At 72.6% G+C, this 2,596-nt stretch carries 3 protein-coding genes; 2 read left to right on the top strand and 1 reads right to left on the bottom strand.

The features are described from left to right. Positions 1 to 216 precede the first annotated feature (216 nt). Positions 217 to 861 carry an O-methyltransferase gene (locus tag ACWDN5_RS46665; RefSeq protein WP_308670016.1) on the bottom strand — a complete coding sequence of 215 codons (645 nt, stop codon included), beginning with the start codon at positions 859 to 861 and terminating at the stop codon, positions 217 to 219. Positions 862 to 1,071: 210 nt separating this feature from the next. Here ACWDN5_RS46665 and sigE point away from each other — a divergent pair, with 210 nt between their 5' ends. Both sigE and ACWDN5_RS46655 read left to right on the top strand, forming a co-directional pair. Next, the gene (sigE, locus tag ACWDN5_RS46660) at positions 1,072 to 1,662 is read left to right on the top strand and encodes an RNA polymerase sigma factor SigE (RefSeq protein ID WP_449680786.1); all 591 of its coding nucleotides are present in this window, start codon (positions 1,072 to 1,074) and stop codon (positions 1,660 to 1,662) included. Next, a complete protein-coding gene (locus ACWDN5_RS46655) occupies positions 1,659 to 2,309 on the top strand; it encodes an anti-sigma factor family protein (RefSeq protein WP_310970826.1) in 651 nt (216 codons plus the stop codon). Before sigE ends, ACWDN5_RS46655 begins: the two co-directional genes overlap by 4 nt. Positions 2,310 to 2,596 lie beyond the last annotated feature (287 nt).

Raw genomic sequence — 2,596 nt, 5'->3', positions numbered from 1 at the left:
TCATTCGGGACGTCCGAGGTCCCGAATGAGTCATTCGCGACCTTCGAGGAGCGCCAGTACCCGCACCAGCAGAACTTTGCCGGGCCCCGCCGGTCCGCAGCCAAGCCCCCGCCACTCCCAGGGGGGCGTCCCCTTGGCCAGTCTATCGGCGCCTACCGACCAAAGCCCCGGCCGACAGCCAGTTGTCCACAGCCGAGCCGGCTTGTGGACAGGCGCTCAGGTCGCCGCGCCGACCAGCAGTCCGCCGCCCACCGGCAGCAGCGCCGGTACCAGGCGCTCGTCCTCCCGGAACGCCCGCGCCACCTCGCGCAGCGCCAGCGTCTCCGGGTCCCGGTGCGCCGGGTCGATCACCCGGCCGCCCGCCAGCACGTTGTGGAACGCGATGATCCCGCCGCGCCGCAGCAGCGACACGCCCAGCTCGTAGCAGCCCGGGTACTCGATGTGCGCGGAGTCGACGAACACCAGGTCGTAGCCGCCCGGCGTGAGCCGCTGGAGCACGTCCAGCGCGCGCCCGATGATCAGCCGCGTCCGGCCCGGGGCGAAGCCGGCCTCGCGGAACGTCGCGCGCGCCGCCCGCTGGTACTCCGGCTCGACGTCGATCGACGTCAGCACGCCGTCGGGAGCCATGCCGCGCAGCAGGCTGAGCCCGCTCACCCCGGCGCCCGTGCCGACCTCGACGACGGCCTTCGCGCACAGCGTCGCGGCCAGGAAGCGCAGCGTCGCGCCCGCACCCGCGCTGAGCGGGGTGCAGCCCAGGTCCTCGGCCCGTGCCCGCGCCGAAGACAGCACCTCGTCGTCGGGCAGGTACCCGTCGACGAACCCGGAATCGGCCGGTGCGGCCGCAGGGGTGGGCGTGTTCACGCACGGAGGTTAGCGTTGGTTGTCGATAAATCCGCGCAGGCTCCCTGGAAGCACCCGGGAAGAAGTTCTCAGCCTGCTCTCAGTCCAGTCTCACTAGAACCATAAGGAGTCCGGAGAGACTGAAATCCGAACACACGGGAACACCGTGCCGAGGGCCCGCGTTGGGTGGAGCAGACAGGAGTAACGCTGATGGAGGTGCCTGCTCCCACGATGCAGAACGCCGTAGCCGACGCCGGGGCTCAGCCCGTGTCCCTGGACGAAGCGGTCTGGACGCCGCCGTCCTGGGACGAGGTCGTGCGCGAACACGGTGACCGGGTCTACCGGCTCGCCTACCGCCTGACCGGCAACACCCACGACGCCGAGGACCTCACGCAGGAGACCTTCATCCGGGTCTTCCGCTCGCTGGCGTCCTACAAGCCCGGCACGTTCGAGGGCTGGCTGCACCGGATCACCACCAACCTGTTCCTGGACATGGCCCGCCGCCGCTCGCGCGTGCGGATGGAAGGCCTGCCCGAGGACACCGACCGCATCGTGGGCGACGACCCGAGCCCCGAGCAGGTCTACACCGACACCCACCTGGACCCGGACCTGCAGGCGGCGCTCGACGAGCTGCCCCCGGAGTTCCGCGCCGCCGTCGTGCTGTGCGACGTCGAAGGGCTGTCGTACGAGGAGATCGGCGCGACGCTGGGTGTCAAGCTGGGCACTGTCCGCAGCCGCATCCACCGCGGGCGCCAGGCGCTGCGCGCGTCGCTCGAGCGACGGCGCGCTTACGCACCGCAGTCTGCGAAGGTGTCGGTATGACCGCACCGCGAGGCTGGGCACTCCCCGAGTCGCACTTGCTGCCGGAGGTCGTGGTGGCGTTCGTCGACGGCGAGCTGTCCCACGGCGCACGCGACCGGGCGGCGTCGCACATAACGCGCTGCACGGCGTGCGCGGCCGAGGTGCGCGCGCAGCGCCAGACGGTCGAGACGATCCGCCGCGCGGGCGCGCCGTCGATGTCGGCGGGGTTCCTGGCGAGCCTCCAGTCGATCCCGCAGCAGACGGAGCTGCCGAGCACCCCGGACAACCTGGCCATCACGGCCGACGGCCAGCTGGTCGCGGTCCAGCGCCCCGACCGCGTCGCGGGCCTGCGCGATTCGGGCGTGTTGGGCGGCGTGGCGCCGTTGGGATCATCGGCGCCGTTGGGCCAGTCCCCGAACGTCCTCGGCGGCGGCCGCTTCAAGCGCCGCGCGGCACAGGGGGCCGGAGTGGTGGTGTCGGGCCTGGTGCTGAGCGCGCTGGCTTTGGTGGGCACATCGGCGGACGGAGACGGAGCCCCGGAGACGGGCGGCGGAGCCCCGCAGCCGGCGAACCTGCTGCCGGCCCAGATGGCGGTGCCCCAGCAACCGGCCCCGGTCTCGACCCCGGCGACGACAACCCCGGTGGCGGTACCGGCGGGCATCCGCTGAGCGAACTTTGAAGGCCGCTGCGAACCAACTTCGCGGCGGCCTTCGGTGTGTCCGGCCCCGCGCGCGGCGGTCCTGCGCGCAGCCGCCGTAGCGGCGCTGCCCAGGGCTTGATGGCCAGCGCAGCCTCCGCCCACCCGAGCGGGCTCCGGCAGGGCCGTGGCGCCCCAGGTGCCTGGCGGCCATGACCGGCACACCCACCCAGACCCCCGCCACCCCGATCCGAAGCCAGAACGCGGACGGTGGTGCCGGGTCAAGGCACGCTTTCCCGCCTTGACGCGGCACCACCG

It is taken from the genome of Amycolatopsis sp. NPDC003731 (genome assembly GCF_053586895.1).
The sequence above is the reverse complement of the archived record's forward strand: the minus strand, read 5'-3'. Positions and strand labels throughout refer to the sequence as shown.